Raw genomic sequence first — 24735 nt, forward strand, 5'->3', positions numbered from 1 at the left:
GTGGTCGCGTTATGCTTCGCAACATTCATACATAAAAGGAAACAGGATTCATGGCAGGAAGCAGTTTGCTGGTGCTGGTCGACGATATCGCCACCGTTCTGGATGACGTGGCGTTGATGAGCAAAATGGCCGCCAAGAAAACCGCCGGCGTGCTCGGCGACGACCTGGCGCTGAATGCCCAGCAAGTCTCCGGCGTGCGTGCCGAGCGGGAAATTCCGGTGGTTTGGGCGGTGGCCAAGGGCTCATTCGTCAACAAGCTGATCCTGGTGCCGTCGGCGCTGGCGATCAGTGCGTTCGTGCCGTGGCTGGTGACGCCGTTGTTGATGGTCGGTGGCGCGTATCTGTGTTTCGAAGGCTTCGAAAAACTCGCGCACAAATTTCTCCACAGCGAGGCTGAAGAGGAGGCCGGGCATGCGCAGTTGACAGAAGCCGTGGCGGATCCTGCAACCGATCTGGTGGCGTACGAAAAGGACAAGATCAAAGGCGCGATTCGCACTGACTTCATTCTGTCGGCAGAAATCATCGCCATCACGTTGGGTACCGTGGCGGATGCCTCGCTGACCCAGCAAGTGATCGTGATGTCGGGCATTGCCATCGTCATGACCGTGGGGGTTTACGGCCTGGTCGCGGGTATCGTCAAACTCGACGATCTCGGTTTGTGGCTGACCCAGAAGCCTGGGCAGATGGCGAAAAAAGTCGGCAGCGCCATCCTCAGCGCCGCGCCATACATGATGAAAACCCTGTCGGTGGTCGGCACGGCGGCGATGTTTCTCGTCGGTGGCGGCATTCTCACCCACGGCGTGCCGGTGATTCATCACTGGATTGAAGGCGTAGGTGCGGCGGCTGGCAGTGCCGGGTTTGCGGTGCCGATGTTGCTCAATGGCGTGGCGGGGATCATCGCGGGGGCGGTGGTGTTGGCGGTGGTTTCCATCGTCGGCAAAATCTGGAAATCTGTTAAGGGCTAAAAGATCGCAGCCTTCGGCAGCTCCTACATGGGCATCGCGCACACCCTGTAGGAGCTGCCGCAGGCTGCGATCCCTTGATCTTAAAAAAAGGGGCCATTCGACTCGCATCGAATGGCCCTTTTTTGTTTCTGCCGAAAACTATTCGGCGATCTGCAACTTACGCGCTTCGGTGTACACGTAACGGACTTTCTCGTACTCGAACGGCGAGTTCATCTGACCGTAACGGAAGCTGGTCTGGTAGCGCTTATCGACGGCGCGCAAGGCCCAGACTTCCGGGTGGTTGGAGCTGACTTCCGAAACATTGAGGAAGTTGATCGCCGACTCGGCAGTGAAATCCACGGCGAGGCCTGCGGTGTCACGAATGTTCGACGGGCCGAAGATCGGCAGTACGAAGTAGGCGCCACCCGGTACACCGTAGAAACCCAGGGTCTGCCCGAAGTCTTCGCTCTGGCGTGGCAGGCCCATGGCGGTCGCCGGGTCCCACAGGCCGGCGATGCCGATGGTGGTGTTGAGCAACAGGCGCGCGGTGGTTTCCATCGAGCGCTGACCTTTGAACTGCAACAGGCTGTTCAACAGGTTCGGCACATCGCCGAGGTTGTTGAAGAAGTTGCTCACACCGGTTCGCACAAAACTCGGCGTGACGTAGCGATAGCCATCGACCACCGGCAGAAATACCCATTGGTCGAAGCGGTAGTTGAAGTGGTAAACCCGACGGTTCCACGATTCCAGCGGGTCGTAGACGTTCAGCGCGTTGAGCGTCGAACGCTCGAATTCGCGCTGGTCCAGTCCCGGGTTGAATTTCAGTTTGGACAGCGGCTCTTTGAAGCCGTCGCTGTCGACCACGACGGGTGCGTTGGCCTTACTGTTGTCGGCCTGGGCCACGCCTGCGCAGAGGAGCGCTGCAATCAGCAGGAGATATTTAGCCACGGAAGAACTCCAGCATGGCGTCGCTGTTGACGCGGTAGTTAATGTTGCCGCAATGGCCGCCCAGTGGGTAAACGGTCAGGCGATCACCGAAGGTCTTGCGCAGGAAACCGAGGTCGCCGGGGCCGAGAATCACGTCATCGGCGTTATGCATCACGGCGATTTTCGGGCTGTCATGCAGGTAATCCTTGAGCGCATACAGACTGACCTGATCGATCAGTTGCAGCAGGCTGCCGCCGTCGGTGCGTGCGCGCCACATCGGAATCACCTGATCGGTCAGGTAGCAGTCGAAGTCGCATTGCAGGGCACGCTTGAGGAACGGCGTGAGGCTGGTGCCTTCGGTGATCGGAAACTTCGGCGGGGTGATCAGGCCGCGACGGTTGATCAGGTCCGAGGTGAACGCGATGTCGGCTGCCGAGAAGCGGAACGAGGTGCCGATCAGCATCGCCATCTGTTCGTTGGTCAGGTGCTGTTTGGACTGCTGGAAGTCGTAGAGCAGCGCATCGTTGAGGTCGATGTAGCCTTTTTGCTGGAAGTAGCGGGTCAATTTGCTCAGTACCAGTTCATAGAACGTGGTGCTGTTATTGATGCCCTTGACCTCGGTCTGGACCAGCTTGTCGAGGTTGGTGATCGAGGTGTAGAGGTTCACCGGCGGATTGAGCAGCAGGACTTTCTTGAAGTTGAAGCTGCGACGCGTCTCGTCGAGGTGCGCCACGAATGCCGCATCGAGGGCGCCGAGGCTGTAGCCGGTCAGGTAGTACTCGGTGACCGGCACTTTCGGGTTTTGCGCGCGCACGGCCTGCATCACCCGGTACATGTCTTCGGCGTCTTCCTTGGTCACGCCCGGGGTGGCGAAGCGCGAGGCGGCGCTGATGAAGTCGAAGCTGGTCGGCGAGGACAACTGCACGACGTGGTAGCCGGCCTTGTAGTAGAGCTTTTTCAGGTATTCGTTGAGCGTGCTGTCATAGCGCGCGCCAGTGCCGGCGATCAGGAAGATCAGTGGCGCCGGCTTGTCCTGCGTGGCGATGCGGTAGGTGAGTTTTTTCACTGCCCAGAAATTGTCCGGCAGGATAAACGCACGCTCCGGGCGCAAAGTGACGCTGCGATCCGACTGATTGATGTCGTCGTCCAGCGGCAATTCCGGGCGCAAATCCGGCGGGGTCGTGGCGATGGTCGCCTCGAACGGATTGGTCAGGGGGTAGCCATAACTGGCGGCATCGATATCTACCGCCAGTGCGGACGCACTCAAAATAAGGCCGCTGAACAGCGCGGCGAAGCGCAAGGAACGGAGCATGACTAGATCCCTTAGAGGAAGGTGCCGAATGAAGTTCGCAGGCTATGACCACCGGGTTTGCGCCAAAGTGCCATGCATCGGCACCAAACAGGCAGAATTCGGAGTAATAGTAGCTGGACGATACACTTTGCACCGCTTCAATGAACAGTTAACTGTTGTTAGCGCTTGCACACGGCTGGCGGCAGATTAAGCTGGCCGCCGATTTCTCAAGATTGGAGTGCTTCATGTCCCGCCGCTTGCCCGTGATTTTGCTGCTCGTTCTGTTGCCGCTATGGCTGGCCGCCAGTTATGGCGCGCGTTATGGCTTTATGGAGGACGGCAAGTGGGTGGGCATCTGCGTGGATGAGGCCAGCCGTTGGGAATGCCAGCTGCGTTCCAACCTCGGGCTGATGATTCATTTCCAGGTGCTGGGCTGGGCGGCGCTGGGTGCGGCGCTGATCGCTTTCGTCTTGCCCGGGCGGGCAGGGTGGTGGCTGGCGGTGCTGGCGCTGGTGTTCGGGCTGCCGGCGCTGGCGTTGTACAACACCACTTTTGCGGTGTTTGCGCTGGTGATTGCCGGGTTGCGTCTGGTCCGCGAGTCCCGTAGCGCCTGATGGAAAAGATCGCAGCCTTCGGCAGCTCCTACATTGAGATGGCGTACACCTTGTAGGAGCTGCCGAAGGCTGCGATCTTTTGATCTTGCTTTTGATCAGTCCTTTCGAATGCGCAGGCAGCGCCACAACGCAGCCACCATCAATCCACTCACCAACGCCCAACCCCACGCCTGCTGATTCTGCAAACCTTCCTGATACAACTGCGGCGCAATCCCCGCACCGACAATAAACGTCAGCAAGGCAATCTCTCGACGCGGCACGCTCACCGGGCGGCACAGGTAAACCAGCGCTGGCAGCACAAACGCCATGCTGGCGAAGCTGCGATAACGCGGGTCAAAGACCATCTCGAGCATCATCACTGCCGCCGCAAACCCGGCCGCCGCGACCAGCCAGCCGGCGCGCCGCTCCAGCAGACTGAACGCCCGTTCACGCCAACCCGTACGCGCGCTGAGCGTCAGTGCAGCATGCGCCAACACCAGCAGATTCAACACCGTCAGCAAACCGACCCACAGCCATTCACCGGTAAAGCGTGTGGTCACGCGCGCCAGATCCCCCCACGCGCCCATCGAGCAAGCGGCGAGAGCGCCCAGCAGCGGCAACACCAGGGCTGCGCGGGTGGTACGCACGCGACCGCCCAGCAGCAAGGTTGCGAGGAAAATCAAACCACCGACCGCTAGCCATTCCTTCCAGTACGGCACATTGGTCACTGGCCCGGCGAGTACACCCTTGTCCTGACGATCCGCATCGAACAGTCCCCAGTAGCCACCGACCGCGCCTTCACTCGCCCGTTTCCAGGGCTGATCAAAGGCTTCGATCAGGTTGTAATGCCAGCCTTCCTTCTCGGCCATGGCGACAAAACCACGAATGAACTTGGCTTCGTTGACCCGGCTCGGCAGGGCGGTTTCACGCTGGCGGCCTTCGCTGGGCCAACCGGTTTCGCCAATCATCACGTCTTTCGGTGCGAATTTGTTGCCGAACACCTGACGCACCTCTGCCACGTGGTGCAGGGCGGCATCGATGTTGGAGGGATCATCTTCCCAGTACGGCAGCAAATGAATGGTCAGGAAATCCACTGCCGGCGCGACTTCCGGGTGCTTGAGCCAGAACTCCCAGACATCCGCGTAGGTCACCGGTTGCTTGATCTGGCTCTTGACCTTGTTGATCAGGCGAGCCAGTTGCGCGCCGGTGACTTCCTTGCGCAGCAGCGCTTCGTTGCCGACGATCACCGCGCTGACCACGTCCGGGTTGGCGTTGGCCGATTTGATCAGCAGCTCGACTTCTTTTTCGGTGTCCACCGGGTTGCTGTTGACCCAGGCGCCGATCATCAATTTCAGACCGTGCTTGCGCGCCAGATCGGGCAACGCTTCAAGGCCGGTCATTGAATAGGTGCGAATGCATTCAAAGCGTGTCGCCAGCAACGCGAGGTCGGCGTCCATGCGCTCCGGGCGCAGCTTGAACGGCACGTCGAACGGCGACTGGTCCTTGTCGAACGGCGTGTAGGAGGCGCATTGCAGTTTGTGCGTCGGCGTTGCGGCGTCCGGCAGGATCACCGGTTTGCCGAGGCCGTACCAAAAGCCGCCGAGGGCAAACAGGCCAAGCAGGCAGGCGAAGAGATAAGGCAGGAAAGGGAAGCGGGAAGTCGCGGACATGGTCAGGCCGAGTGGCTGCAAAGCGACGCATGTTACCTGCATTTATACAGGGGTTGGTGGCCCGCATGATTTTGACATGCAAAGTTCGGGCGGATTGTCTGGCGCCAATTATCCGGAGGCAGTTAATGGCCTTCTGATGTCGTTTCTCGTTGTCTTGAGGTCGCTGACAGAGCAGGTCGCGTGCGGCGTGAGGTTGATGATCAAAGCGTCAGCACTCCACTGATGTTCGTGCGAGTTTGCGGTCAGGCGTGATGGGGGCGCTGTGCACCATAACAATACGTTGATACCGCCCGTCATCCGTCGGGCGCAGCATTTCGGGGAAGTAACGATGAAGATGCGACGACTTTTAAGCGCAGGTGCCGCACTGGCGCTTGCGATGGGCGCAACACTGGCCAGCGCGGAAACCAAGACCCTGAACATCGGTTACGTTGACGGCTGGTCCGACAGCGTTGCGACCACGCACGTGGCAGCCGAGGTCATCAAGCAGAAACTCGGCTACGACGTGAAGCTGCAAGCCGTCGCCACCGGGATCATGTGGCAGGGCGTTGCCACCGGCAAACTCGACGCCATGCTTTCGGCCTGGTTGCCAGTCACCCATGGCGAGTACTGGGCGAAGAACAAGGATCTGGTCGTCGATTACGGCCCGAACTTCAAGGACGCAAAAATCGGCCTGATCGTGCCGGAGTACGTCAAAGCCAAGTCGATCGAAGACCTGAAAACCGATGACACCTTCAAAAATCGCATCGTCGGCATCGACGCCGGTTCAGGCGTGATGCTCAAAACCGATCAGGCGATCAAGGATTACGGCCTCGATAAATACAATCTCAAGGCCAGTTCCGGCGCCGGCATGATCGCCGAGCTGACCCGTGCCGAGAAGAAAAACGAATCCATTGCCGTCACCGGTTGGGTGCCGCACTGGATGTTCGCCAAGTGGAAACTGCGCTTCCTCGACGACCCGAAAGGCGTGTACGGCGCGGCTGAAACCGTGAACAGCATCGGCAGCAAAGAACTCGACACCAAGGCGCCGGAAGTGGCCAAGTTCCTGAAGAACTTCCAGTGGGCATCGAAAGACGAAATCGGCGAAGTCATGCTGGCGATTCAGGACGGTGCAAAACCTGAAGCCGCCGCCAAGGATTGGGTAGCCAAACACCCGGATCGCGTGGCTGACTGGACTAAATAACCGCTTCACCACCCAACCCTGTGGGAGCGGGCTTGCTCGCGAAAGCGGTCTGTCATTCGACTGATGTGTTGACTGATACGAGGCCTTCGCGAGCAAGCCCGCTCCCACAGTTGTTTTGTGTGTACCGGAAATTGGCAAAACTGTCATGGCGTTCTACTACTAAGGTCGTCTGTTACCGCGCTCGCAGCCGCATACATTAGCTATGTTCCAACAATAATCTGTGCTGCGAGGATAAAAACAATGAACGACAGCATTTACCTCTCGATTCAAAACAGCCCGCGCTTCAAGGAGCTGGTTCAGAAAAGGGAACGATTCGCCTGGATACTCTCGGCGATCATGCTAGGGCTTTACTCGGCATTCATCCTGCTGATCGCTTATGGGCCGCAAGTGCTCGGGGCGAAGATCAGTCCTGAGTCATCCATCACCTGGGGCATCCCGATCGGTGTCGGGCTGATTGTCTCGGCCTTCATCCTGACCGCCATCTATGTGCGCCGCGCCAATGGCGAGTTCGACGACCTGAACAATGCGATTCTCAAGGAGGCTCAGCAATGATCCGGCGTCTACTGGCTCTTCTGAGCATCTCGGCGTTCGCGCCAGCCGTCTGGGCCGCTGACGCCCTGACCGGCGAAGTCCACAAACAACCGCTCAACGTCGCCGCGATCGCCATGTTCGTAGTGTTCGTTGGCGCCACCCTGTGCATCACGTACTGGGCATCCAAACGTAACAAGTCGGCTGCCGACTACTATGCGGCGGGCGGCAAGATCACCGGTTTCCAGAACGGTCTGGCGATTGCCGGTGACTACATGTCGGCGGCGTCCTTCCTGGGGATTTCCGCGCTGGTGTTCACCTCCGGCTACGATGGCCTGATCTACTCGATCGGCTTCCTGGTGGGCTGGCCGATCATTCTGTTCCTGATCGCCGAGCGTCTGCGTAACCTGGGTAAGTACACTTTTGCCGACGTGGCGTCCTACCGCCTCGGGCAAACCCAGATCCGCACCCTGTCCGCCTGCGGCTCGCTGGTGGTGGTGGCGTTTTACCTGATCGCGCAAATGGTCGGTGCCGGCAAGCTGATCCAGCTGCTGTTCGGTCTCGACTACTACGTGGCGGTGATTCTGGTCGGTATCCTGATGTGCATGTACGTGCTGTTCGGCGGCATGCTCGCGACCACCTGGGTACAGATCATCAAAGCCGTGTTGTTGCTGTCCGGTGCCTCGTTCATGGCACTGATGGTGATGAAGCACGTCAACTTCGACTTCAACATGCTGTTCTCCGAGGCGATCAAGGTTCACCCGAAAGGTGAAGCGATCATGAGCCCGGGCGGTCTGGTGAAAGATCCGATTTCGGCGTTCTCGCTGGGCCTGGCACTGATGTTCGGTACCGCTGGCCTGCCACACATCCTGATGCGCTTCTTCACCGTGAGCGACGCAAAAGAAGCGCGTAAGAGCGTGCTGTACGCGACCGGCTTCATTGGTTACTTCTACATCTTGACCTTCATCATCGGCTTCGGCGCGATCTTGCTGGTCAGCACCAACCCGGCCTTCAAAGATGCAGCGGGCGCTCTGCTCGGCGGCAACAACATGGCGGCGGTGCACCTGGCTGACGCGGTGGGCGGCAGTATCTTCCTCGGTTTCATCTCGGCGGTAGCTTTTGCGACCATTCTGGCGGTAGTGGCAGGTTTGACCCTGGCCGGTGCTTCGGCGGTGTCTCACGACCTGTATGCCAGCGTGATCAAAAAGGGCAAGGCCAACGACAAGGATGAGATTCGCGTTTCGAAGATCACCACCATCGCACTGGGGATCCTGGCTATCGGCCTGGGTATCCTGTTCGAAAGCCAGAACATTGCGTTCATGGTGGGCCTGGCGTTCTCGATTGCGGCGAGCTGCAACTTCCCGGTGCTGTTGCTTTCGATGTACTGGAAGAAGCTGACCACGCGTGGCGCGATGATTGGCGGCTGGTTGGGGTTGATCAGTGCGGTGGGGCTGATGATTCTTGGGCCGACCATTTGGGTGCAGATTCTGCATCACGAGAAGGCGATCTTCCCTTACGAGTATCCGGCGCTGTTCTCGATGATCATTGCCTTTGTCGGGATCTGGTTCTTCTCGATTACTGATAAATCGGCGGCTGCGGACAAAGAACGGGCGCTATTCTTCCCGCAGTTTGTGCGTTCGCAGACTGGGTTGGGGGCGAGCGGGGCGGTTTCGCATTGATGGTTTGATGGTTTGGTAATGTTGTGCTGAATGCCCCGGTTGAGAGATCGGGGCATTTTTTGTGGGCGGTTATCGGACTGAGGTCTTTGTGGTTGGTGTTTATTGAGTACATATCCGTTGCTGCGGTAACGGCTGCTTAGGGTTTCGCCCTTACGGCGACTCACTTTTTTTACAAGCGCCAAAAAAAAGTAAGCAAAAAAACGCTTGCTCCTACGTACGGCCCGCTCGCTGGGGCTCGGGGTTCCTTCTCTCCGGGATCAATCCGGGCGCAGCGCCTACGGTTTGCTTCGCTGCACCTCCTCTCGCTGTGTTTGGCTGCGCCAAACGGTCGCTGCGCTCCCACTCCCGGATCAAACCCTCCGCTCAGCCTTCCGATGTCGCCGGTGGATCAAGATCAAGAGCAGGCGAGCTGACACTCGGCCTATTGAGTGGTGAAAAGCGTGTGTTCGGCTTTGGTTCGGTGTTGGATTCGCCCCTCACCCCAGCCCTCTCCCTAAGGAGAGGGAGCCGATTTGTGAGCCTTTCAGAACCTGAGTTCGACTCGGTGTTTCACGTCGGCGCACCTCCCCCAAACGCCGCGGTCAGTTCCCTCTCCCTACGGGCGGTCCGACGTTTCGGGAGGGCTAGGGTGAGGGGCTATTGATCTGGCTTTGGCTTTGGCTTTTGATCTTTTGCCCCATCGCCAGGCCGAGCGAAGGTGTTCATCAGGGGGTAGGCGCGCAGCGCCGTGCGGCGCAGCCGCATACATCGAGAGGAGGTGCAGCGAAGCAAACCGTAGGCGATGCCCCCGGATGGACGCCGTAGCGAGGGAACACTGAGCCTCAGCGAAGTGCCGTACGCCGGGGCCAAGCCTTTTGGGTTACCTTTTCGGCGTTTGGAAAAGGTGACTCGCTGTAAGAGCGAAACCGCCAGCAGCAGCTACTCAAAAACGGATATACACCCGATTCCAAAAAAACAGTCGGCCCAAAGGCCGCTGAGACCACAAACAAAAACGGCCCCTATATAAATAGAGGCCGTTCCCGATACAACTTAAGAACCTATCGCAAGACAGATCTTATTTGCGGTCTTCCAGCTTGGAAATATCACGCGACTCGTAGCCGGTGTACAGTTGGCGCGGACGGCCAATCTTGTACGGGCTGGAGAGCATCTCTTTCCAGTGCGAAATCCAGCCAACAGTACGTGCCAGCGCGAAAATCACGGTGAACATGCTGGTTGGAATGCCGATCGCCTTGAGGATGATCCCCGAGTAGAAGTCGACGTTCGGGTACAGCGAGCGCTCGATGAAGTACGGGTCGGTCAGCGCGATCTCTTCCAGGCGCATGGCCAGTTCGAGTTGCGGATCGTTGTTGATGCCCAGTTCCTTGAGTACTTCGTCGCAGGTCTGCTTCATTACAGTCGCGCGAGGATCGCGGTTCTTGTAAACGCGGTGACCGAAGCCCATCAGTTTGAACGGATCATTCTTGTCCTTGGCCTTGGCGATGAACTTGTCGATGTTCGACACATCGCCAATCTCGTCAAGCATGGTCAACACGGCTTCGTTCGCGCCGCCGTGGGCAGGGCCCCACAGTGCGGCGATACCGGCGGCGATACAGGCGAACGGGTTGGCACCCGAAGAGCCGGCCAGACGCACGGTGGAGGTCGAAGCGTTCTGCTCGTGGTCGGCGTGGAGGATGAAGATCCGGTCCATGGCCTTGGCGAGTACCGGGCTGATCGGTTTGATCTCGCACGGTGTGTTGAACATCATGTGCAGGAAGTTTTCCGCGTACGTCAGGTCGTTGCGCGGGTACATCATGGGTTGGCCCATGGAGTACTTGTAAACCATCGCTGCCAGGGTCGGCATCTTGGCAACCAGGCGGATCGCGGAGATTTCGCGATGCTGCGGGTTATTGATGTCGAGGGAGTCGTGGTAGAAGGCCGAGAGGGCGCCGACTACACCGCACATGACGGCCATTGGGTGGGCGTCGCGACGGAAGCCGTTGAAGAAGGTTTTCAGCTGCTCGTGAACCATGGTGTGGTTTTTCACGGTGCTGACGAACTGGGCCTTCTGTTCTGCGGTCGGCAGTTCGCCGTTGAGCAGCAGATAGCAGGTTTCCAGGTAGTCCGATTTTTCAGCCAGCTGTTCGATCGGGTAGCCGCGGTGCAACAGAATGCCGTTGTCGCCGTCGATATAGGTGATCTTCGACTCGCACGAGGCGGTCGACATGAAACCAGGGTCGAAAGTGAAGCGGCCCGTGGCCGTCAGGCCCCGAACATCGATTACATCGGGACCAACGGTGCCGGTTAAAATGGGCAGCTCGACGGGGGCTGCGCCCTCGATGATCAACTGCGCTTTTTTGTCAGCCATGTGGCCTCCTATTTATGCTTGAACCATCAGACAGACCCCCCACGCAGGGCCCGCACCACTATAGTGAGATAAATTCGAATGTCAATTTGCCTAAAGTCTTGCTCCAGAAGGCTTTAAGCGCACTTTTTCCTCGAAATTGACTGCCATTTACGCCTTTTATGCAACTTGTGCAATCAGCTATTGGGGGTAGGTGATTGCGTTGTCATTAGTAGCCTAACTGTCTATACTCGGCCACCGACCGCCAAGGGCTTTTGGGCTTGCTTTCATTGGGGGTCGCATCCCTGGGTGGTGGTTACCTGACCAGTGCACTCCCCAACAACTTTGCCCTGATTGTTAGGGGCTCTTCAGTGTGAAAAAAAAGCCGTGAAAAGCCAACGACCTGTAAACCTAGACCTAAGGACCATCAAACTCCCAGTCACTGCTTACACGTCCATTCTTCACCGTATCTCCGGTGTCATCCTCTTTGTCAGCCTGGCCATCATGCTTTACGCATTGGACAAGTCGCTGAGCTCCGAGGAAGGCTTCGGTCAGGTGAAAGCGTGTCTGACCAGTCCGCTAGCCAAGCTAGTGATTTGGGGCATCCTGTCCGCTCTGCTGTATCACCTGGTAGCCGGTGTGCGCCATTTGATCATGGACATGGGCATCGGTGAGACGCTGGAAGGCGGCAAGCTGGGCTCGAAAATCGTTATCGCCGTTTCCGTGGTGGTAATCGTTCTGGCAGGAGTTTGGATATGGTAACTAACGTCACGAACCTGTCGCGTTCGGGCCTCTATGACTGGATGGCGCAACGTGTGTCTGCGGTCGTTCTCGCGGCTTACTTCATCTTTCTGATCGGATACGTCGTGGCCCACCCTGGCCTCGAGTATGCCCAGTGGCATGAACTGTTCGCCCACAACGGGATGCGTATTTTCAGCCTCCTGGCCCTTGTTGCCCTCGGCGCTCACGCCTGGGTCGGCATGTGGACCATTGCGACCGACTACCTGACGCCAATGGCGTTCGGCAAGTCCGCAACGGCTATACGTTTCCTTTTCCAGGCAGTATGCGGCGTCGCGATGTTCGCTTACTTCGTCTGGGGTGTGCAGATTCTCTGGGGTATCTGAGTCATGGCTAACATTCCAACGATTTCTTTCGACGCCATCATTATTGGTGGTGGCGGTGCTGGCATGCGCGCTGCGCTGCAGCTGGCACAGGGCGGTCACAAGACTGCCGTGATTACCAAGGTTTTCCCGACCCGTTCGCACACCGTATCCGCTCAGGGCGGCATCACGTGCGCAATCGCGTCTGCAGACCCGAACGATGACTGGCGCTGGCACATGTACGATACCGTCAAGGGTTCCGACTACATCGGTGACCAGGACGCTATCGAATACATGTGTCAGGAAGGCCCGGCTGCTGTTTATGAGCTGGACCACATGGGCATGCCGTTCTCGCGTACCGAACAGGGCCGTATCTACCAGCGTCCGTTCGGTGGCCAGTCCAAGGATTACGGCAAAGGCGGGCAGGCTGCCCGTACGTGCGCCGCTTCCGACCGTACCGGTCACGCGCTGCTGCACACCCTTTATCAGGGCAACCTGAAAGCCGGTACCACGTTCCTGAACGAGTACTACGCTGTCGATCTGGTGAAAAACCAGGAAGGCGACTTCGTCGGTGTGATCGCGATCTGCATCGAAACCGGCGAAACCACCTACATCCGCGCTAAAGCCACCGTACTGGCTACCGGCGGTGCAGGTCGTATCTACGCATCCACCACCAACGCCCTGATCAACACCGGTGACGGCGTCGGCATGGCTCTGCGTGCTGGCGTGCCGGTACAAGACATCGAAATGTGGCAGTTCCACCCGACCGGCATCGCCGGCGCCGGTGTACTGGTTACCGAAGGTTGCCGTGGTGAAGGTGGTTACCTGATCAACAAGCACGGCGAGCGTTTCATGGAGCGTTATGCTCCGAACGCCAAAGACCTTGCCGGTCGTGACGTTGTTGCTCGCTCGATGGTTAAAGAAATCATCGCCGGCAACGGTTGCGGCCCGAATGGCGACCACGTACTGCTCAAGCTCGACCACCTGGGCGAGGAAGTACTGCACAGCCGTCTGCCAGGCATCTGCGAACTGTCGAAGACTTTCGCTCACGTTGACCCGGTTGTTGCGCCGGTTCCGGTTGTTCCGACTTGCCACTATATGATGGGCGGCGTTGCCACCAACATTCACGGCCAGGCGATCACCCAGAACGCTGAAGGCGTCGATCAGATCATTCCTGGTCTGTTCGCGGTAGGCGAAGTGGCTTGCGTATCGGTTCACGGTGCCAACCGTCTGGGCGGCAACTCGCTGCTCGACCTGGTGGTATTCGGCCGCGCTGCCGGCCTGCACCTGGAAAAAGCCCTGACCGACGGCATCGAGTACGACGACGCTACCGAAGCTGACATCGAAGCTGCCCTGTCGCGTCTGAACGCGCTGAACAGCCGTACTGATGGTGAAGACGTGGCAACCCTGCGTCGCGAGCTGCAGAACTGCATGCAGAACTACTTCGGTGTGTTCCGTACCGGCGAATACATGCAGAAAGGTATCGCTCAGCTTGCTGACCTGCGTACCCGCATCGCCAACGTGAAGATCAACGATAAGTCGCAAGCGTTCAACACTGCCCGTATCGAAGCGTTGGAACTGCAAAACCTGCTGGAAGTGGCTGAAGCTACCGCCATCGCCGCTGAAGTCCGCAAAGAGTCGCGCGGTGCTCACGCCCGTGAAGACTTCGAAGACCGTGACGACGAAAACTGGCTGTGCCACACCCTGTACTTCCCGGGTGACAAGCGCGTCACCAAGCGTGCCGTGAACTTCTCGCCGAAGACTGTTCCGACTTTTGAACCTAAGATTCGGACTTATTAAGGGTGGCCGCCATGTTGCAAGTCAGCGTTTATCGTTACAACCCTGATCAGGACGCCGCGCCGTTCATGCAGGAATTCCAGATCGATACCGGTGGTAAAGATCTGATGGTGCTGGACGTACTGGCCCTGATCAAAGAGCAGGACGAGGGTTTCTCCTATCGTCGCTCTTGCCGTGAAGGTGTTTGTGGTTCCGACGGCATGAACATCAACGGCAAGAACGGTCTGGCGTGCATCACGCCGCTGTCTGCGGTTGTAAAAGGTAACAAGTTGGTTGTTCGTCCACTGCCAGGTTTGCCGGTTATCCGTGACCTGGTCGTCGATATGAGCATCTTCTACAAGCAATACGAGAAGGTGAAGCCTTACCTGCAGAACGACACGCCGGCTCCGGCCATCGAGCGTCTGCAGTCGCCAGAAGAGCGTGAAAAGCTCGACGGTCTGTACGAGTGCATCCTGTGCGCTTGCTGCTCGACTTCGTGCCCGTCCTTCTGGTGGAACCCGGACAAGTTCCTGGGTCCAGCTGCACTGCTGCAAGCTTATCGCTTCCTGGCAGACAGTCGTGACACCAAGACTACCGAGCGTCTGGCTTCGCTCGATGACCCGTTCAGCGTATTCCGCTGCCGGGGCATCATGAACTGCGTCAACGTATGTCCGAAAGGCCTGAACCCGACTAAGGCCATCGGTCACATCCGTAACATGCTGCTTTCGAGCGGCGTGTGATTCAGCTGCTGTAACCGCTGTACCGTAGAGGCTGTGGCGCGGGCTTCAACCCGCGTCATGGCTATAACCAGAGCAGCAGCCACAAGCTGCCGCTCTTATTTTGAAGAAATGAGACAAGCAGGGGCATCCGGGCTGGTACCCGGACTATCAGTGTGATCCTAAGTGGCTTGTTTTAGTCGCTGCATTCGGACTTCTGCAAGTTTGCTCGGTGTCGACGCCGATGGTGTTCCCCTAACCGAGGGTGACCAAGCATGCAAGAAAGCGTGATGCAGCGCATGTGGAACAGCGCCTACCTTTCAGGTGGAAACGCTGCCTATGTGGAAGAGCTTTATGAGCTCTACCTGCACGACCCTAACGCTGTGCCAGAAGAGTGGCGCACCTACTTTCAGAAGTTGCCTGCCGACGGCAACTCTGCCACTGATGTTTCGCACTCCACAATTCGCGATCATTTCGTGCTGCTGGCAAAGAACCAGCGCCGCGCTCAACCGGTTTCCGCCGGGAGCGTGAGCAGTGAGCACGAGAAGAAGCAAGTTGAAGTGCTGCGATTGATCCAGGCCTACCGTATGCGTGGCCACCAGGCAGCCCAGCTTGACCCGCTGGGGCTGTGGCAGCGTCCTGCACCTGCAGACCTGTCGATCAATCATTACGGCTTGACCAATGCCGATCTTGATACGACCTTCCGTGCCGGCGACCTGTTCATCGGCAAAGAGGAAGCGAGCCTACGCGAAATTCACGAAGCGTTGCAGCAGACATATTGCCGCACCATCGGCGCTGAATTTACGCATATCACCGATTCCGAGCAGCGCCAGTGGTTCCAGCAGCGTCTGGAAAGCGTGCGTGGTCGTCCGACGTACTCCGCCGACATCAAGAGCCACCTGCTTGAGCGCGTGACTGCCGGTGAAGGCCTGGAAAAATACCTGGGCACCAAATACCCGGGCACCAAGCGTTTCGGTCTGGAAGGCGGCGAAAGCCTGATTCCGATGCTCGACGAACTGATCCAGCGTTCCGGTTCCTACGGCACCAAGGAAGTCGTCATCGGCATGGCCCACCGTGGCCGTCTGAACGTGCTGGTCAACACCTTCGGCAAGAACCCGCGCGAGCTGTTCGACGAGTTCGAAGGCAAGAAGAAGGTCGAGCTGGGTTCCGGTGACGTTAAATATCACCAGGGCTTCTCGTCCAACGTGATGACCGCCGGCGGTGAAGTTCACCTGGCCATGGCGTTCAACCCGTCCCACCTGGAAATCGTTTCCCCGGTGGTAGAAGGTTCGGTTCGCGCCCGTCAGGATCGTCGTAACGACCCGACCGGTGAGAAGGTTCTGCCGATCTCCATCCACGGCGACGCTGCTTTTGCAGGTCAGGGCGTGGTCATGGAAACCTTCCAGATGTCGCAGACCCGCGGTTTCAAGACCGGCGGTACCGTGCACATCGTGATCAACAACCAGGTTGGTTTCACCATCAGCAACCCGCTGGACTCGCGTTCCACCGAGTACGCCACCGACGTTGCGAAGATGATCCAGGCGCCGATCCTCCATGTGAATGGTGATGATCCGGAAGCTGTGTTGTTCGTCACCCAGATGGCCATCGACTACCGCATGCAGTTCAAGCGTGACGTGGTGATCGACCTGGTCTGCTACCGTCGTCGCGGCCACAACGAAGCTGACGAGCCAAGCGGCACCCAGCCTCTGATGTATCAGCAGATCACCAAGCAGCGCACCACCCGTGAGCTGTACGCTGATCGTCTGACTCAGTCCGGTGTACTGGACGTTGAACGTGTTCAGGCGAAAGTCGACGAATACCGCAACGCGCTGGACAACGGTCTGCACGTAGTGAAATCGCTGGTCAAAGAGCCGAACAAAGAGTTGTTCGTGGACTGGCGTCCGTATCTGGGCCACGCCTGGACTGCGCGTCACGACACGCGTTTCGATCTGAAGACCCTGCAAGAACTGTCCGCCAAGCTGCTGGAAATTCCGGACGGCTTCGTGGTTCAGCGTCAGGTTGCGAAGATCTACGAAGACCGTCAGAAAATGCAAGCCGGCGGCCTGCCGATCAACTGGGGTTACGCCGAAACCATGGCGTACGCGACCCTGGCGTTCGAAGGTCACCCGATTCGCATGACCGGTCAGGACATCGGCCGCGGTACGTTCTCGCACCGTCACGCTGTGCTGCACAACCAGAAAGACGCGGGCACTTACATTCCGCTGGCGCACCTGTACGACGGTCAGCCACGCTTTGACCTGTACGACTCGTTCCTGTCGGAAGAAGCGGTACTGGCTTTCGAATATGGTTACTCGACCACCACGCCAGAAGCGTTGGTGATCTGGGAAGCCCAGTTCGGCGACTTCGCCAACGGTGCACAGGTTGTTATCGACCAGTTCATCACCAGCGGCGAGCACAAGTGGGGCCGTCTGTGCGGTCTGACCATGTTGCTGCCACACGGTTACGAAGGTCAGGGCCCTGAGCACAGCTCGGCACGTCTTGAGCGTTACCTGCAACTGTGCGCCGAGCACAACATTCAGGTAGCTGTACCGACCACGCCAGCACAGATCTACCACTTGCTGCGTCGTCAGGTGATTCGTCCGCTGCGCAAGCCGTTGATCGTGCTGACTCCAAAGTCGCTGCTGCGCCACAAGCTGGCCATCTCGACCCTGGAAGATCTGGCCGAAGGTTCGTTCCAGACCGTTATCCCGGAAATCGATGCACTTGACCCGAAAAAGGTCGAGCGCGTTGTTCTGTGCAGCGGCAAGGTCTACTACGATCTGCTGGAAAAACGCCGTGCCGAAGGCCGTGAAGATATCGCCATCGTGCGTATCGAGCAGTTGTATCCATTCCCTGAGGACGACTTGAAAGAAGTCCTGGCTCCGTACACCAACGTCAAAAATGCCGTTTGGTGTCAGGAAGAGCCGATGAACCAGGGCGCCTGGTACTGCAGCCAGCATCACTTGCGCCGCAGCATCAGCAACCTCGACAAGTCTCTCGTACTTGAGTACGCGGGCCGTGAGGCTTCTGCTGCACCTGCTTGTGGTTACGCATCGATGCACGCCGAGCAGCAGGAAAAACTCCTGCAAGACGCGTTTACCATTTAACGCCTTCGCGCACCTGAAACCGAATTTAAGGAACTACAGATAATGGCTATCGAGATCAAAGCCCCCACTTTCCCGGAATCGGTTGCCGATGGCACCGTTGCCACCTGGCACAAAAAACCGGGCGACGCCGTCAAGCGTGACGACCTGATCGTCGACATCGAAACTGACAAAGTCGTATTGGAAGTTCTGGCTACCGCCGACGGCGTGCTGGGCGCAATCGTCAAGAACGAAGGCGACACCGTTCTGTCCGACGAAGTGCTGGGTTCCATCGAAGCGGGCGGCGCTGCTGCCGCTGCTCCAGCCGCCGCTGCTGCTCCGGCCGCTGCCGCTGCTCCAGCTGCTGGCGAAGGCGAAGACGATCCTGTTGCTGCTCCAGCCGCGCGCAAGCTGGCTGAAGAAAACGGCATCAACATCGCCTCCGTTGCCGGCACCGGCAAAGGCGGTCGTGTGACCAAGGAAGACGTGGTTGCGGCTGTTGCTGCCAAGAAAGCCGCTCCGGCTGCCGCGCCTGCCAAGGCTGCTGCTCCTTCGGCCGCCGCTCCTGTGTTCGCCGCTGGCGACCGCATCGAGAAGCGCGTACCGATGACCCGCGTGCGTGCCACCGTGGCCAAGCGTCTGGTTGAAGCACAGTCGAACATGGCGATGCTGACCACTTTCAACGAAGTCGACATGACTGAAGTCATGGCCCTGCGTTCGAAGTACAAGGACCTGTTCGAGAAGTCCCACAACGGCGTACGCCTGGGCTTCATGTCGTTCTTCGTGAAAGCCGCTACCGAAGCGCTGAAACGCTTCCCGGCTGTCAACGCATCGATCGACGGCGCTGACATCGTTTACCACGGCTACGCTGACATCGGCGTTGCCGTTTCCAGCGACCGTGGCCTGGTTGTTCCGGTTCTGCGTAACGCCGAACTGATGAGCCTGGCTGAAATCGAAGGCGGCATCGCAACATTCGGCAAAAAAGCCCGTGACGGCAAACTGTCGATGGACGAGATGACCGGTGGTACCTTCACCATCACCAACGGTGGTACCTTCGGTTCGATGATGTCGACCCCGATCGTCAACCCGCCGCAGGCAGCGATTCTGGGCATGCACAACATCATCCAGCGTCCTATGGCCATCAACGGTCAGGTCGTTATCCGTCCGATGATGTACCTGGCACTGTCCTACGATCACCGTCTGATCGATGGCAAAGAAGCTGTGACCTTCCTGGTGACCATCAAGAACCTGCTGGAAGATCCGGCGCGTCTGTTGCTGGATATCTAAAAAACAGCTGCAAGTTTCAAGTTTCAAGCCACAAGCTCAAAGCGAGCGGGGTGGCTGGGAGCTTGTAGCTTGCGGCTTGTAGCTTTATTGCTAAAGAGGATTTTTTGAATGTCGCAGAAATTTGACGTAGTAGTGATCGGTGCTGGCCCTGGTGGCTACGTGGCTGCCATCAAGGCCGCGCAGCTGGGTCTGACCACTGCCTGCATCGAGAAGTACACCGACGCAGAAGGCAAGCAAGCCCTGGGCGGCACCTGCCTGAACGTGGGCTGCATTCCTTCCAAGGCGCTGCTCGACAGCTCCTGGAAATACAAGGAAGCGAAAGAAAGCTTCAACGTTCACGGTATCTCGACCGGCGAAGTCAAAATGGACGTCGCTGCGATGGTTGGCCGCAAGGCTGGCATCGTCAAGAACCTGACCGGCGGCGTTGCCACCCTGTTCAAGGCCAACGGCGTTACTTCGATCCAGGGCCACGGCAAACTGCTGGCTGGCAAGAAAGTCGAAGTCACCAAGCCAGACGGCTCGGTTGAAATCATCGAAGCTGAAAATGTCATCCTGGCGCCAGGTTCGCGTCCGATCGACATTCCACCGGCTCCGGTTGATCAGAACGTCATCGTCGATTCGACTGGCGCTCTGGAATTCCAGACCGTACCTAAGCGTCTGGGCGTGATCGGCGCTGGCGTGATCGGTCTGGAACTGGGTTCGGTCTGGTCGCGTCTGGGTTCGGAAGTGGTTGTTCTGGAAGCGCTGGACACCTTCCTGATGGCAGCGGACACCGCTGTTTCCAAGGAAGCGCTGAAAACCCTGACCAAACAAGGTCTGGACATCAAACTGGGCGCTCGCGTGACCGGCTCGAAAGTGAACGGCGACGAAGTCGTTGTGAACTACACCGATGCCAACGGCGAACAGACCATCACTTTCGACAAGCTGATCGTAGCCGTTGGTCGCCGTCCAGTGACCACTGATCTGCTGGCTGCCGACAGCGGCGTGACCCTCGACGAGCGCGGTTTCGTGCACGTTGACGATCACTGCGCGACCACCGTACCGGGCGTTTTCGCCATCGGTGACGTGGTTCGCGGCATGATGCTGGCTCACAAAGCGTCGGAAGAAGGCATCATGGTTGTCGAGCGCATCAAGGGCCACAAAGCCCAGATGAACTATGACCTGATCCCTTCGGTTATTTATACTCACCCGGAAATCGCATGGGTTGGCAAAACCGAGCAGGCCTTGAAAGCTGAAGGCGTTGAAGTTAACGTCGGCACCTTCCCGTTCGCCGCTTCTGGCCGTGCCATGGCCGCCAACGATACCGGTGGTTTCGTCAAGGTCATCGCTGATGCCAAGACTGACCGCGTATTGGGCGTGCACGTCATTGGTCCGAGCGCTGCAGAACTGGTTCAGCAGGGCGCGATCGGTATGGAATTCGGCACCAGCGCTGAAGACCTGGGCATGATGGTTTTCTCCCATCCGACCCTGTCTGAAGCCTTGCACGAAGCTGCTCTGGCTGTGAATGGCGGCGCCATCCACATTGCCAACCGCAAAAAGCGTTAACAGACAATAAGAAACCACGGCGGTAACGGCCCGTCGTGAGCCTTGCGAGCAAGACTCACCGCGGAATGTCCGCTGGACGCAGCCTTGCGTAGCTCAGCTACGCAAGCAGCAGTCACAGGTGGCGCGGCACTCAAACGAGCGCAGCGCCGAATGCGCAGTACCTAACGAAGACGGTAAAAAGCATGAATCTTCACGAGTATCAGGGTAAGCAGCTGTTCGCTGAATACGGCCTGCCAGTTTCCACTGGTTACGCAGTAGACACCCCGGAAGCAGCAGCAGAAGCTTGCGACAAAATCGGCGGCAGTGAGTGGGTTGTCAAAGCCCAGGTCCACGCTGGTGGTCGCGGTAAAGCGGGCGGCGTCAAGCTGGTTCGCAGCAAAGAAGACGCCAAAGCCTTCGCACAGCAGTGGCTGGGCAAGCGTCTGGTGACTTACCAGACTGACGCCAATGGCCAGCCAGTCACCAAGATCCTGGTTGAATCGTGCACTGATATCGCTAAAGAGCTGTACCTGGGCGCTGTCGTTGACCGTTCGAGCCGTCGTATCGTGTTCATGGCTTCCACCGAAGGTGGCGTGGACATCGAGAAAATCGCTCACGACACTCCAGAAAAAATTCTGAAAGCCACTATCGATCCACTGGTTGGCGCTCAGCCATTCCAGGGTCGCGAGCTGGCATTCCAGCTGGGTCTGGAAGGCAAGCAGGTTGCTCAGTTCGCCAAGATCTTCGTAGGTCTGGCCAAGCTGTTCAAGGATCACGACCTGGCTCTGCTGGAAGTGAACCCGCTGGTGATCAAGGCTGACGGCGATCTGCACTGCCTGGACGCCAAGATCAACATCGACGCCAACGCAATGTACCGTCAGCCTAAGCTGAAGACTTTCCACGATCCGTCGCAAGACGATCCGCGCGAAGCGCACGCTGCCAAGTTCGAACTGAACTACGTGGCACTGGAAGGCAACATCGGCTGCATGGTCAACGGTGCTGGCCTGGCCATGGGTACCATGGACATCGTCAACCTGCATGGCGGCAAGCCAGCCAACTTCCTCGACGTAGGTGGTGGCGCTACCAAAGAACGCGTAACTGAAGCGTTCAAGATCATCCTGTCCGACACCAACGTCGCTGCAGTACTGGTCAACATCTTCGGCGGCATCGTTCGCTGCGACATGATTGCCGAAGGCATCATCGGCGCTGTGAAAGAAGTCGGCGTGAAAATCCCGGTTGTTGTTCGCCTTGAAGGCAACAACGCTGAGCTGGGCGCTAAAGTACTGGCAGAAAGCGGTTTGAACATCATCGCTGCTACCAGCCTGACCGACGCTGCTCAACAAGTTGTCAAAGCTGCGGAGGGCAAATAATGAGCGTCCTGATCAATAAAGACACCAAAGTTATCTGCCAGGGTATTACCGGTTCGCAAGGTAGTTTCCACACCCAGCAAGCCATCGAATACGGCACCAAGATGGTAGGTGGCGTTACTCCTGGCAAAGGCGGTACCGAACACCTGGGTCTGCCAGTGTTCAACACCGTTAAAGACGCAGTAGCGGCCACTGGCGCTACCGCCTCCGTTATCTACGTTCCGGCTCCTTTCTGCAAAGATTCGATCCTGGAAGCTGCTTTCGGCGGCATCAAGCTGATCGTCTGCATCACCGAAGGCATTCCTACCCTGGACATGCTGGATGCCAAAGTAGTTTGCGACGATCTGGGCATTGTCCTGATCGGCCCTAACTGCCCAGGCGTGATCACCCCAGGCGAATGCAAGATCGGCATCATGCCAGGTCACATTCACTTGCCAGGCAAGGTCGGTATCGTTTCGCGTTCCGGCACCCTGACCTACGAAGCTGTGAAGCAGACCACTGACGCCGGTTTCGGTCAGTCGACTTGCGTCGGCATCGGTGGTGACCCGATCCCTGGTTCGAACTTCATCGACATCCTGAAGCTGTTCCAGGAAGACCCGAAGACCGAAGCGATCGTAATGATCGGTGAGATCGGCGGTTCGGCTGAAGAAGAAGCGGCTGCCTACATCAAGGTACACGTGACCAAGCCGGTTGTTTCCTACATCGCTGGTGTGACTGCTCCTCCGGGCAAGCGCATGGGCCATGCTGGCGCAATCATCTCTGGCGGCAAAGGCACTGCAGACGAGAAATTCGCTGCTCTGCAAGACGCAGGCGTTAAAACCGTGCGTTCGCTGGCAGACATCGGCAAGGCCCTGGCCGAGCTGACCGGTTGGGCTGTCAAGTAAGCCTCGCGCTTAGCTGACGCTCCACCAAACAAAGGCCACCTTCGGGTGGCCTTTGTCGTTTCTGCAATTCAGAAGATCAAAAGATCGCAGCCTGCGGCAGCTCCTACATGGAAATGCGTTTTCATTGGGGGGCGATCGAAATGCCTTCATGGCCGGCAACCGTCATCCCCTGTAGGAGCTGCCGAAGGCTCGGGCCGCGATCGGACGATCTTTTGATCTTTGCCGTACCAACGAAAAATAGATACGTAAACGCGACACGGAAACGTCGCGTATCGGATAGTTCGCCCTCTAACAGTGCGTTTACACGCCAAATTCGTTAGGCTAGCAGCCATTTTTGCGTCTGCCGCCCACAAGGCATGCAACGCGCTTTAAGGGTCAGTCCCATACGGATCGACAGCATTTCCCTAATTACACAGGGCAATCCCCCTCTAAATTCCGATTCAGTAGTGTGGTATTACCTTAATGAAAGTTTTGAAAGGTCAGGACATCCTGGCACTTGGCTTTATGACATTTGCCCTGTTCGTTGGGGCTGGCAACATTATCTTCCCGCCTATCGTTGGCTTGCAGGCCGGACCTCACGTCTGGATGGCCGCGCTGGGCTTCCTGATCACCGCAGTGGGTCTGCCGGTGATCACCGTCGTTGCGCTGGCCAAGGTCGGTGGGGCGATGGACGCGCTGAGCAGCCCGATCGGCAAGGTTGCCGGCGGCATTCTGGCGGCTGCGTGCTACCTCGCGGTTGGCCCGTTGTTCGCCACCCCGCGTACCGCCACCGTTTCGTTTGAAGTGGGCCTGGCGCCGCTGACCGGTGAAAGCCCGCTGGCGCTGTTCCTCTACAGCTCGGTGTACTTCCTGCTGGTGTTCTTCATCTCGCTCTACCCTGGGCGTTTGCTGGACACCGTCGGCCGTTTCCTCGCGCCGCTGAAGATCATCGCGCTGGCAGTGCTGGGTATCGCTGCATTTGCCTTGCCGGCGGGTGACATCGGCCAAGGCACGCCGGAATACGTCGCGGCACCGTTCTCCCAAGGTTTCATCAATGGTTACCTGACCATGGATACTCTGGGCGCACTGGTGTTCGGCATCGTCATCGTCAACGCGATCCGTTCGCGTGGCGTCGAGTCGCCGAAGTTGATCACCCGTTACGCGATCATTGCGGGCCTGATTGCCGGCGTCGGTCTGGCGTTGGTGTATGTCAGCCTGTTCCGTCTCGGTTCCGGTAGCCACGAAGTGGCCGTTGGCGCTACCAATGGCGCGGCGGTACTGCACGCTTACGTACAGCACACCTTCGGTTCGCTGGGCAGCGGTTTCCTCGCGGTGCTGATCTCGCTGGCTTGCCTGGTGACGGCGGTCGGTCTGACCTGCGCGTGTGCCGAGTACTTCAGCCGTGTCCTGCCGCTGTCGTACAAGACCCTGGTGATCATCCTGGCGGCGTTCTCGCTGCTGGTGTCCAATCTGGGCCTGACCAAGCTGATCGCGTTCTCGATTCCAGTACTGACGGCGATTTACCCGCCATGCATCGTTCTGGTCGCGCTGAGCTTCTGCAAAGACTTCTGGCATGAACACGGGCGCATCCTCGGTCCGGTGATGCTGGTGTCGTTTGTGTTCGGCAGTATCGACGCGCTGAAAGGCGCTGGTCTGGCTGACTGGATGCCAGCGCAGTTGTCGCACCTGCCGCTGAGCGAGCAGGGCCTGGCGTGGCTGGTGCCATGCGTGATGACCCTGGTGGTCGCGGTCGTTTGCGATCGCCTGCTGGGCAAGCGCAGCGAAGCGGTTGCCTGACGTTGCCTGACCCGCCAAAAGCGGGTCTTCAACGCTTAAACAGAAATGCCCCGTATCAATCGATACGGGGCATTTTTTATGCGCGTCAGG

The 24735-nt window shown here is 58.2% G+C and carries 19 protein-coding genes; 15 read left to right on the top strand and 4 right to left on the bottom strand.

Annotated elements, in window-relative coordinates:
• Positions 1-50 precede the first annotated feature (50 nt).
• The gene (locus C2E19_RS09660) at positions 51-965 is read left to right on the top strand and encodes a DUF808 domain-containing protein (RefSeq protein WP_129391042.1); all 915 of its coding nucleotides are present in this window, start codon (positions 51-53) and stop codon (positions 963-965) included.
• 138 nt (positions 966-1103) lie between these two features.
• On the opposite strand, the gene C2E19_RS09665 is transcribed toward C2E19_RS09660, so the two are convergent.
• Both C2E19_RS09665 and C2E19_RS09670 read right to left on the bottom strand, forming a co-directional pair.
• A complete protein-coding gene (locus tag C2E19_RS09665; RefSeq protein WP_129391045.1) occupies positions 1104-1892 on the bottom strand; it encodes a VacJ family lipoprotein in 789 nt (262 codons plus the stop codon).
• Entirely contained in the window at positions 1885-3183 is a 1299-nt protein-coding gene (locus C2E19_RS09670) for a serine/threonine protein kinase (RefSeq protein WP_129391047.1), read from the bottom strand. The genes C2E19_RS09665 and C2E19_RS09670 overlap by 8 nt, the downstream gene beginning before the upstream one ends.
• A gap of 224 nt (positions 3184-3407) precedes the next feature.
• On the opposite strand from C2E19_RS09670, the gene C2E19_RS09675 reads away from it, so the two are divergent.
• Positions 3408-3776 carry a hypothetical protein gene (locus C2E19_RS09675; RefSeq protein WP_129391049.1) on the top strand — a complete coding sequence of 123 codons (369 nt, stop codon included), beginning with the start codon at positions 3408-3410 and terminating at the stop codon, positions 3774-3776.
• A 95-nt stretch (positions 3777-3871) separates the two neighbouring features.
• Here C2E19_RS09675 and C2E19_RS09680 read toward each other — a convergent pair whose 3' ends face one another.
• Positions 3872-5467 (bottom strand): beta (1-6) glucans synthase, encoded by a 1596-nt coding sequence (locus tag C2E19_RS09680; RefSeq protein WP_129391051.1) that lies wholly within the window; start codon positions 5465-5467, stop codon positions 3872-3874.
• A 286-nt stretch (positions 5468-5753) separates the two neighbouring features.
• On the opposite strand from C2E19_RS09680, the gene C2E19_RS09690 reads away from it, so the two are divergent.
• The 3 genes from C2E19_RS09690 (at position 5754) to C2E19_RS09700 (ending at position 8812) form a co-directional block, all read left to right on the top strand.
• Positions 5754-6605, top strand: coding sequence for a glycine betaine ABC transporter substrate-binding protein (locus tag C2E19_RS09690; protein WP_129391056.1), 852 nt, complete (start codon positions 5754-5756; stop codon positions 6603-6605).
• Positions 6606-6845: 240 nt separating this feature from the next.
• Complete coding sequence (locus C2E19_RS09695) at positions 6846-7157, top strand: DUF485 domain-containing protein (RefSeq protein ID WP_129391059.1); 312 nt, start codon at positions 6846-6848, stop codon at positions 7155-7157.
• On the top strand, positions 7154-8812 hold the full coding sequence (locus tag C2E19_RS09700) for a cation acetate symporter (protein ID WP_129391062.1): 1659 nt from the start codon (positions 7154-7156) through the stop codon (positions 8810-8812). The genes C2E19_RS09695 and C2E19_RS09700 overlap by 4 nt, the downstream gene beginning before the upstream one ends.
• A 1054-nt stretch (positions 8813-9866) precedes the next feature.
• On the opposite strand, the gene gltA is transcribed toward C2E19_RS09700, so the two are convergent.
• Positions 9867-11156, bottom strand: coding sequence for a citrate synthase (gene gltA, locus C2E19_RS09705; protein WP_007919904.1), 1290 nt, complete (start codon positions 11154-11156; stop codon positions 9867-9869).
• A gap of 363 nt (positions 11157-11519) precedes the next feature.
• Here gltA and sdhC point away from each other — a divergent pair, with 363 nt between their 5' ends.
• The 10 genes from sdhC (at position 11520) to brnQ (ending at position 24645) form a co-directional block, all read left to right on the top strand.
• Positions 11520-11894, top strand: coding sequence for a succinate dehydrogenase, cytochrome b556 subunit (gene sdhC / locus C2E19_RS09710; RefSeq protein ID WP_017127965.1), 375 nt, complete (start codon positions 11520-11522; stop codon positions 11892-11894).
• Positions 11888-12256, top strand: coding sequence for a succinate dehydrogenase, hydrophobic membrane anchor protein (gene sdhD, locus C2E19_RS09715; protein WP_003222999.1), 369 nt, complete (start codon positions 11888-11890; stop codon positions 12254-12256). The genes sdhC and sdhD overlap by 7 nt, the downstream gene beginning before the upstream one ends.
• A gap of 3 nt (positions 12257-12259) precedes the next feature.
• Positions 12260-14032, top strand: a complete 1773-nt coding sequence (gene sdhA / locus C2E19_RS09720) for a succinate dehydrogenase flavoprotein subunit (RefSeq protein WP_129391065.1) — start codon at positions 12260-12262, stop codon at positions 14030-14032.
• Between the two features lie 11 nt (positions 14033-14043).
• Positions 14044-14748, top strand: coding sequence for a succinate dehydrogenase iron-sulfur subunit (locus C2E19_RS09725; RefSeq protein WP_129391067.1), 705 nt, complete (start codon positions 14044-14046; stop codon positions 14746-14748).
• 251 nt (positions 14749-14999) lie between these two features.
• Positions 15000-17831: a 2-oxoglutarate dehydrogenase E1 component gene (locus C2E19_RS09730; RefSeq protein ID WP_129391069.1), complete on the top strand. Its 2832-nt coding sequence runs from the start codon at positions 15000-15002 to the stop codon at positions 17829-17831.
• Positions 17832-17873: 42 nt separating this feature from the next.
• Complete coding sequence (gene odhB, locus C2E19_RS09735) at positions 17874-19094, top strand: 2-oxoglutarate dehydrogenase complex dihydrolipoyllysine-residue succinyltransferase (protein ID WP_129391071.1); 1221 nt, start codon at positions 17874-17876, stop codon at positions 19092-19094.
• Positions 19095-19202: 108 nt separating this feature from the next.
• Positions 19203-20639, top strand: coding sequence for a dihydrolipoyl dehydrogenase (lpdA, locus tag C2E19_RS09740; protein WP_129391073.1), 1437 nt, complete (start codon positions 19203-19205; stop codon positions 20637-20639).
• 182 nt (positions 20640-20821) lie between these two features.
• Positions 20822-21988: an ADP-forming succinate--CoA ligase subunit beta gene (sucC, locus tag C2E19_RS09745; RefSeq protein ID WP_007919879.1), complete on the top strand. Its 1167-nt coding sequence runs from the start codon at positions 20822-20824 to the stop codon at positions 21986-21988.
• Positions 21988-22869, top strand: a complete 882-nt coding sequence (gene sucD, locus C2E19_RS09750) for a succinate--CoA ligase subunit alpha (RefSeq protein ID WP_129391075.1) — start codon at positions 21988-21990, stop codon at positions 22867-22869. Before sucC ends, sucD begins: the two co-directional genes overlap by 1 nt.
• A gap of 462 nt (positions 22870-23331) precedes the next feature.
• Positions 23332-24645: a branched-chain amino acid transport system II carrier protein gene (brnQ, locus tag C2E19_RS09755; protein WP_129391077.1), complete on the top strand. Its 1314-nt coding sequence runs from the start codon at positions 23332-23334 to the stop codon at positions 24643-24645.
• The last annotated feature ends 90 nt before the right edge of the window (positions 24646-24735 follow it).

The sequence above is a fragment of the Pseudomonas sp. DTU12.3 genome (genome assembly GCF_004124275.1).
Lineage (GTDB): Bacteria > Pseudomonadota > Gammaproteobacteria > Pseudomonadales > Pseudomonadaceae > Aquipseudomonas > Aquipseudomonas helmanticensis.

Bases quoted from the DNA above. Each gene is read 5' to 3' on its own strand.
- sucC (WP_007919879.1), top strand. From the start codon at position 20,822: ATGAATCTTCACGAGTATCAGGGTAAGCAGCTGTTCGCTGAATACGGC.
- C2E19_RS09695 (WP_129391059.1), top strand. From the start codon at position 6,846: ATGAACGACAGCATTTACCTCTCGATTCAAAACAGCCCGCGCTTCAAG.
- brnQ (WP_129391077.1), top strand. From the start codon at position 23,332: ATGAAAGTTTTGAAAGGTCAGGACATCCTGGCACTTGGCTTTATGACA.
- gltA (WP_007919904.1), bottom strand. From the start codon at position 11,156: ATGGCTGACAAAAAAGCGCAGTTGATCATCGAGGGCGCAGCCCCCGTC.
- C2E19_RS09675 (WP_129391049.1), top strand. From the start codon at position 3,408: ATGTCCCGCCGCTTGCCCGTGATTTTGCTGCTCGTTCTGTTGCCGCTA.
- C2E19_RS09700 (WP_129391062.1), top strand. From the start codon at position 7,154: ATGATCCGGCGTCTACTGGCTCTTCTGAGCATCTCGGCGTTCGCGCCA.
- sdhA (WP_129391065.1), top strand. From the start codon at position 12,260: ATGGCTAACATTCCAACGATTTCTTTCGACGCCATCATTATTGGTGGT.
- lpdA (WP_129391073.1), top strand. From the start codon at position 19,203: ATGTCGCAGAAATTTGACGTAGTAGTGATCGGTGCTGGCCCTGGTGGC.
- C2E19_RS09725 (WP_129391067.1), top strand. From the start codon at position 14,044: ATGTTGCAAGTCAGCGTTTATCGTTACAACCCTGATCAGGACGCCGCG.
- C2E19_RS09690 (WP_129391056.1), top strand. From the start codon at position 5,754: ATGAAGATGCGACGACTTTTAAGCGCAGGTGCCGCACTGGCGCTTGCG.
- C2E19_RS09730 (WP_129391069.1), top strand. From the start codon at position 15,000: ATGCAAGAAAGCGTGATGCAGCGCATGTGGAACAGCGCCTACCTTTCA.
- C2E19_RS09670 (WP_129391047.1), bottom strand. From the start codon at position 3,183: ATGCTCCGTTCCTTGCGCTTCGCCGCGCTGTTCAGCGGCCTTATTTTG.
- C2E19_RS09660 (WP_129391042.1), top strand. From the start codon at position 51: ATGGCAGGAAGCAGTTTGCTGGTGCTGGTCGACGATATCGCCACCGTT.
- odhB (WP_129391071.1), top strand. From the start codon at position 17,874: ATGGCTATCGAGATCAAAGCCCCCACTTTCCCGGAATCGGTTGCCGAT.
- sucD (WP_129391075.1), top strand. From the start codon at position 21,988: ATGAGCGTCCTGATCAATAAAGACACCAAAGTTATCTGCCAGGGTATT.
- C2E19_RS09680 (WP_129391051.1), bottom strand. From the start codon at position 5,467: ATGCAGGTAACATGCGTCGCTTTGCAGCCACTCGGCCTGACCATGTCC.
- sdhD (WP_003222999.1), top strand. From the start codon at position 11,888: ATGGTAACTAACGTCACGAACCTGTCGCGTTCGGGCCTCTATGACTGG.